We start from the raw sequence: 7,858 nt of genomic DNA, 5'->3' as shown, positions 1-7,858 counted from the left end.
CCGCCCCTGCGCCACCCGAAACCGCGCATCCTCGGCAGCCAGAGCGCCGTGGTCACCGGCCCCAAAGGCCAGGAAATGCACTGCGACGAATACGGCCGCGTCAAAGTCCAGTTCCACTGGGACCGCGACGGCCTCGCCGACGACAAGACCAGCTGCTGGTTGCGCGTCTCCAGCGCCTGGGCCGGCGCCCAGTACGGGGGCATCGCCATTCCGCGCATCGGCATGGAAGTGCTGGTCACCTTCCTCGAAGGCGACCCCGACCAGCCGCTGATCAGCGGCTGCCTGTACCACAAGGAAAACACCGTCCCGTACGCCCTGCCGGCGAACAAGACGCGCACCACTTTCAAGACCCTGAGCTCGATGGGCGGCGGTGGCTTCAACGAACTGCGCATCGAAGACAAGAAAGGCCAGGAACAGATCTTCCTCCACGCCCAGCGCGACTGGGACGAAAACATCGAACACGACCAGAAAATCCGCGTCGGCAACGAACGCCACGACGTCGTGGAAAAGAACAGCTACAGCGAGTTCAAGGCTGAAGAACACCACACGGTTTACGAAGACCGCAAAGTCGAAACACGAGCCAACGACCACCTGACCGTGGGCGTGAACCAGCACATCAAGATCGGCACCGGACAATTCATCGACGCCGGGCAGGAAATTCACCTGAGCAGCGGGATGAAAGTGGTGCTGGAGGCTGGGGCTGAGCTGACGTTGGTCGGTGGTGGCAGCTTCATCAAGATCGATGGCGGCGGTGTGACCATGAGTGGGCCGGCGATCAACATCAACTCCGGCGGTGGACCGGGGAGCGGGACCGGTGCGGCGCCGTTGATGCCGGGGCCGTTGAAGCAGGCGGATACGGATAAGGCCGGGAAGTTGTTGGTGCCGGCGCAGCGGCAGGCGTTGATGCGGGGCACTCCACGTTGTGAGATTTGCGAGAGGGCTGCCAAGGAAGCTGCAAAGGAAGCCGCCAAGTGAATAACGCGTCCAAAGCCAATTTCTTGTTGATCGACGGCGTCCTGCGCCCCAACGCGATTGCCAGCCTTTACCAGCTTGGCGAGCCGCTGGAAATTGAACCGCTGTACCTGGGAACGCGTTGGGCGGAGTTGATGGATCTGGGGCCAATATTGGTGAAGCCCTCAAGTTCAACGAGCATGATTAGCCAGACGTATCAGAATGCTAACCATCAAATAGACGCCAGCCTGCTATACAGTTCTGCCCCAATGAGTGTTGTTGCGGACCACTTGAGACGGTATATCGCACCTTCCGATGTGTTGGGTGGCAACGGAATGCTTCGCTTCGCCGACCCACTAGTCACACGATATTGGCTAGGCAGTTATAAGGGTGAACACCTGAATGTGATACTTGGCCCGATCGAATCATGGTCGATACCTGAACGACCGCATTCGTGGGAAGCAAACCCAGCTGTTCAATGGTTAAATTTTCTTCGGACCTCTGCTCCACTGGCGTGGCAAGACAGCTACGCCCAATTGGGGCAAACACAACTGGATGCACTTGGACACGCGGCGCGCTGGCAATTCATGGAGCGACTGCACGAAAATTTTGAGCAATACCATCCTCGGCACCTCGCTACCCTGAAATTGAGCAGTCGCACCCAGTGGTTTGATGAACGACTGGATGAAGCTCAAGCTTGGGGACTGTCAAGTGAACGTAGTCTCGCTATCTGGGTGGAATACAGCCTGCGATGGGGGGCAGGATTCACTGAGCACGTGAATGAGCCTTATCAGAACTGGTTGGCCCGCACCCCGGAGGCCTCCAGGCTCGCTCCAGAAATCCGTATCCAGAAGATGGACAACGATTGCCTGGACATCGAAATCAACAAGGAAGTGTGATGACTCAGCCCGCGACTGACGCCCAACTGAAACAGGCCAACCGAAACCAGAATTTCACCAACACGACCATGGGATCGGGACAGTGCGCACTGATGGCTGGTGAAGTCGCCATTTTCCCGGTGCGCTACGCGGTGGATGAGTCCCCCAAAAAAGGCAGCGCCCAAGGTCCGAATCCGCTACCTAAAGACTGGTCAGACAAACCGGCTGAACTCAAGACCCGCAGCTACACCCTTCGCCAACTGCGCGATGGCTGGCTGTATGTATGGGACAGCGTTGATAAGACCTTCCACGAGTACCAGGTCAAAGGCGAACAATTCACCCGTCATAAGTGGACTGACAGTCAACTAAACCAGGATGTGCGCAACAACCCTGGCGAAACACATTCATACCTGCTCTATCCCCGCCGTAATCAGTTGCGTATTGCCTATTCTCCAGTCCAATGGACTTGGCGCATGTGCGAACTGATGCGAAATAGCAAGACGGAACAGACCCAATGGATGCGAAAAGTCGATCTGGCGGGCTTCTGCAAGAGCGCAAAAGTAGGCCATGGCGGTCCGATTACAGAGTTGGGTAAAAGTGTTTCGGACATTCTCGCATCTGGCGAAAGTGCACCTGCATTCACAAGCACTTGCCTTCCCACAACAGCATCGGAAAACGGCGGAGCATTCAAACCGGCATTCGAAGAGGCGCTGGTGCGTGGCAAAGTCCCTGAGCAGGATACTGCCCTGTTTATCGCTCTGGATGATCCCTTGGCAATGGTTAGCGACTTAAGCATGAACCTTGCCGGTCGGCTTCTGGAGCAAAGTCAGTTTGAAGGCCTGAATCAGCAGAAACTGCAAAGTGCGATCGCTGTAGAGAATCTATGTGGCTTCAATGCCGACGTTTTCACGCCTTCATCCATAAAAGATCCAATCAAGCGGCAGGCCTATGCCGATGACCTCTACAAACTTTTGAGCAACAACGATGAAAGGGAGCGTGCCAAGGACCTTGTCAATGGTGACCAGATCGGTATGGTGGAAATGGGGTCAGCTTCCAGCGTTTCCGCAGCCCAAGCCTCATTCAAAGCCAAGTGGGGACATCTACCGGATCAGAAAAAATGGCAAAGCGCGCTTGAGGAATGGAATGCCAAACGACTCTGGCGCGAAGACGTACGGTTTGACGAAGTCCAGAAATACCTGAGCACCAGCACGCTCGAAGCCCTACAGCTTCAAAAGCACTGCGAGCACAGTGTGCAGGACTTGATCACCTGGATTGACCAACTCAGTCCAAGCGCAGAGGCGGTCTACCATGACACTTGTAATGAAGCCCAAGCCTGCCAATTACTGGAAACAGCCCACGCGGTGTACACCTTGTTGGGTAATAGTGAAAAGGGACAGGAATGGTTATGCAAACAGGCAGCGCGCCCAAGTACCCTGTTTGGCACTGCATTGTTCAATTTCAATCCGGAACTCGCTGCACTCATCAAGCAGATAACACACAACTTTGCCACTAGCGGTAACCTTGATGACCAAGGTCGTGAAAGTGATGGCAGCACCGCTCCATTGTCACCGACCTCCCCGGGAGATGCCACGAGTGTTACCACTCGAACGGCTGAGGTCAAAGCAGTACTGGATCTGGAGTCCGTCAAAAACAGCAAGCTCTACAAAGCCATGAGCAATGCTGCAAAGCAATCAATGTCCACGTTAATCAAAGTCGCCAACAACAGGGCCAGAGATGCATGGCACGGACTCAGCATTATGCTTCTTCCAGCGATGAAGCAAGAGGCCGCACTGACACTAGCAGTGCCACAGGTATTAATTTCTACAGAGATCTCTAGCGCAACCCAACTCGCCCGCAGCTCGACCTACCAACGTGACTATCAGGCCTGGATGACGAAAGTCATACCTGTACAAAAAAAGATATCCGGCACCAAAGGAGTGTTACAACGTCCCGCGCCAGCATATGACCAACGCTCCGCTCGCATTTCTTTAGATGCTCTTGAGGAGCAAATGAAATCGCTTATGTTGGAACGCCCCAGCAAGGTCATAGCCAAAGCCTCAGGGACCACTCGCCTGAGTTCTGATTTATCGAAGATAAATGGCTGGCTCGCCGATTTGGGACAGTCGGAAGTTATTGCACAACTCAAAGTTGCAGGCACGCCAGCCTATTTGACACGCACTAAATCCTGGATGAGCCAAAATCTGGGCAACGCATTGCCCGCCTTGCTTGTTGGCTTGAACATCTGGAACGCATACAACACTGCGAAACAAGCGCAAAACGATGGGGTTTTCACGGCTGATGAATTGCGCAATATCGGCGCAAACGCGTCCTATGCAGCCAACGCTATCGCTGCATTGTGGGTAGGCCCAGCTTGGAGCCGCGCCGGAGCGATGTCTATGCAACTTGGTACTGAAACGCTGAAGCTGACTCAAGGCGCATACAAGCAATGGCTGAAGGCAGCCAAAGAGGCTGCCAAATCTGGAGCTAACTCTGCAGTTGCGGGCGAATTTGCTTCTGCCTCCAAAGGCTTGATTTTAAGAACGGTCACTTGGGCGGCTTTGGGAGCTATCGCGACGAGTCTTGAAGCTTGGCAATTATCTAAAGACGTCGGTAATGCGACTAGCGATGAGGAAAAGAAACTACTCAACGCTAAAAGAGTGGTCGTATTAGGCATGTCCGCCATTGCGGGCATACAAACCATTGGAGCGGGGCTCGGCTACTGGTTTGGCTTCGCTTGGGTTATGTCCAATCCCGTGACCATAATCATTGCAGTCCTCGGCGTTGCATATTTAATGATATCAATGGCCGCAAACCGTTTTAAACGAGAAGGGTTGCGTCTCTGGTTGTACCGCTGTAGTTGGGGGCGTGGGACCATACCTGAGTGGTTGAGCGAGGACGGCCATTCAAAACAAATGCGCGCTCTGCTGGAAACTCTACAACGGCCAAGTGTAGGTGGAAGGGCCTTATACTACGGAGGAGGCAGCACTCCAAGAAAGTGGCTCGGCTTTTGGATACAAATACAGATACCCAGTTCATTAACTGGCAAAGAAATCATGCTTCAACCAGCAATGATCAAGAAAAACCTCTTTTCAAAAGATGAATTGCAGACTACAAGCAACAATTTTTATGAACAATTTCTTTGTGGAAACTGGATTGACCCAAAACTGTTCGGAACACTACCAAACGAGAATGGAAACATGCACTCTCTTTCTGACTACAGTTACAAAAAAACGGACCAGCATCGTTTGTGGCAAGCATGGATTAACACATCAATTGAAAGCCCAATCTTAGAACTGGAAGTAAAGTATCCTGCGGGAGTTCTTCAACTTGAAAACGGAAGCAACTACATGTTTAGAATGGCACTGGAATGGGCCACCAGTGAAGCAGATCGAGCCAACAATGCTTTCAATGGCGAATTGAGCGATGATATCGTATTAAGCAAAAAAAACACCAAACTTTTAAAAATATCGGTCCCGCTTTGAGATATTCAATGAACGCCACCATGTTAAATTTTGAAAAGCCACCAGCACTGCCTCCGCAGCTACAATGGAAGCATGAAAAAGAACCAGCATTATTGGAGTGGACAATCCGAGCAAGAAACTACAACACCTTTGTTGCCAATTTAATGTTTTTTGCCTGCCTAATCGCCATAACGACAGCTTCATTTTTTATATATCAAAGCATGGACGACGATCCTGTTTTCAGTGCAACATTGACTTCTCTATTTTTCATTACAGTGGGCATTTCATTAATATCAATCACCCATCAAAAAATGAATTTCGCTTACCGTCTTACCCGGTCAGGAATAGAATATTGCAAGTGGAAGAACCTCTCCAAATATACTTTCACATTTCTCAAATGGTTCTCCGGAATAACAGCAATCGCTTTCATTCTGCTGGCCGTTATTGATCCTGCTTTTTTGATAGGTGCCCTGATAGGACCGGGCGGCATGGGCTTGACCTATCTCCTGCTGATCAACTCGAAAAACTACCAAGAAATGCACACCCAACATCACCACTACGCATACAGATGGGAAGACATCACCCAACTGGCTATCGCTACAAACAGAGAAGTCGTAGATTTAAAGTACAGCGTCATTCAAGACGGCGACAACCATAAAACGAACTGGAACCTGAACATTTTCTGCGGCAACAAACAAAAAAAAACTGTAGCCAACCTGATTAAACCCTACTTATCCAAAGACGTGCCCTTCATCACCGCCAAAGTCGATGTACCGCTAAGCACTGATTGACAAAAATGCAAGCAAAACGACAAGAAAACCACAAACAATGGAATTAAAAAACGACACGACCCCTTCAGAAAAACCATTAAAAAATCAGGAAAAAATCCTGATGAAATGGACGATAAAAGCCAAACCCCGGAATACAACCAACATGGACATCGGCATGGCAATTATTATAGCCATCGGTGTAGCGGCGATAATAAATGGTATCCACGAGTCTTATACCCTCAACTTATCAGAAGAAAATGGCTCCATTTTCCTGAATCTTCATGCTGGTATAATCTCGACTTTGGTAGCCACCTACCTTTGGATTCTTGTCGTTCATCAAAAAAAGACATATACCTATACTATTACCGAAACAGTGGGAACCGAGAAATCTTCAGTAAACTTTCAAAAGTCTGCTCATACCGTATTCAAGGCCATATCGGCGCTATTTTTCATAATTATTATCGCAACCATTATCTATAGCCCTTCATCGGCTTTAATACTCGCAGGCCCTGCAGGGATGGCCTTGATAGCAGCTAAATTTCTTCTTACCTGGAATAACACTCCAAAAATAGAAGAATCATCCGAATGGAAAGAATACAAGTTCGTCACCATCGACAAAAAAAGACGTTTAATCGTAGCTCAATACACCGACATCATGATCGGCCTCGAGGCCAGGCTTCCCGAAAGCTTATTTGCAGAATACTTATCAACACTTAAAAAACCACTTCCGAAAGATGCAGTTTTTGCGGAAAAAGATTGGATATGGTGAACTACCAAACCGAAACATCGAAACCTGCGCGATGATCCTGGCCGTAGCGGAATAATACGAACATGACAAAACCCAGTGACAACTCATTCAACCAGACCTCATGCAGAGCCTTTGAAAAAGAACCAAGTGCACATGAACACGTCCTTATGGAATGGTCGACAAAAACAATAAAATCTCCACCTAAGGAAATCATGAAAGCACAGCTCTGGCTCTTTGCTGGCGCGACGCTAATGAATATTTTTGTAACGACCATCACTTGGAACAACCTGCCACAATATATGCTTGGACTTTTGTCGGCGTATATATTTTCGTACGCACTGACCATCTACTTCATATTTATATTACGCCAAAAAACAGTATTCAATTACTCCATCACAGAGAACCATGGAAAAGTCGAACATTATCGGCACCACCCAGAATCTTCCGGAACCATTTTCAAAAGCCTCGCTATTTTTATAATATTATTTTTCTCAGGCGTTGCGATTTATACAGGGTCCTTGGCCTTTTTGATCGGCCCGGCAGCTATGGCTCTTGGAGCGGCAAGATCCCTTCTCGGCTGGAAAAACAAAATAACCAACTCGCGCAGCTCCCCTTGGGCGGAATATAATTTTGTAACTATAGATCGGTCCAGGCTCATGATAATCACCCATAGAACCAACCAATCAGTGGGATTCGAAGCACGCTTCCAAGAAACGGCTACTTTCGATCGTTACTTGAGCACTTTGAAAGCAGTACTACCAAGCAGCGCCATATACACAGAAAAGAATTGGCAATGGTAATTATTGAAAAACTTATAATCACACTGACTACTTATCTAAATATATAAAAGATAGAAAGGTGACAGATCCATTTTCTTACAAATGGATCTGTCACCTTTTCCTTGATCCGAGAGCACCGTTACCGCTGCCCACTTATACTTACCTGGATTTCAGTGGTGGCATTCCCCAGGTGCTCTCATGGTAAATGACGCCGGGTGGACCATTTATGGCTGCGGTCATGACGTTCTGGAACCTGCCTAACCGCCTCGTC

The 7,858-nt window shown here is 49.6% G+C and carries 6 protein-coding genes; all 6 read left to right on the top strand.

The annotated features are described in order from the left end of the window. The coding region (gene tssI, locus AC3WRD_RS06890; protein ID WP_492574057.1) for a type VI secretion system tip protein TssI/VgrG at window positions 1–975 on the top strand (975 nt) is incomplete at its 5' end. Next, window positions 972–1,850, top strand: coding sequence for a DUF4123 domain-containing protein (locus AC3WRD_RS06885; protein WP_102619563.1), 879 nt, complete (start codon window positions 972–974; stop codon window positions 1,848–1,850). The genes tssI and AC3WRD_RS06885, both read left to right, overlap by 4 nt. Next, window positions 1,850–5,311, top strand: coding sequence for a T6SS effector BTH_I2691 family protein (locus tag AC3WRD_RS06880; protein WP_102619562.1), 3,462 nt, complete (start codon window positions 1,850–1,852; stop codon window positions 5,309–5,311). The genes AC3WRD_RS06885 and AC3WRD_RS06880 overlap by 1 nt, the downstream gene beginning before the upstream one ends. Before the next feature lie 20 nt (window positions 5,312–5,331). Continuing rightward, window positions 5,332–6,081, top strand: a complete 750-nt coding sequence (locus AC3WRD_RS06875; RefSeq protein WP_102619561.1) for a hypothetical protein — start codon at window positions 5,332–5,334, stop codon at window positions 6,079–6,081. Window positions 6,082–6,118: 37 nt separating this feature from the next. Continuing rightward, window positions 6,119–6,829: a hypothetical protein gene (locus tag AC3WRD_RS06870; protein ID WP_146013075.1), complete on the top strand. Its 711-nt coding sequence runs from the start codon at window positions 6,119–6,121 to the stop codon at window positions 6,827–6,829. Between the two features lie 62 nt (window positions 6,830–6,891). Further along, window positions 6,892–7,608, top strand: coding sequence for a permease (locus tag AC3WRD_RS06865; RefSeq protein WP_256580652.1), 717 nt, complete (start codon window positions 6,892–6,894; stop codon window positions 7,606–7,608). Window positions 7,609–7,858: the final 250 nt, after the last annotated feature.

The organism is Pseudomonas sp. FW215-R2 (assembly GCF_058789255.1).
This window is presented reverse-complemented; position numbering and strand designations above follow the sequence as displayed.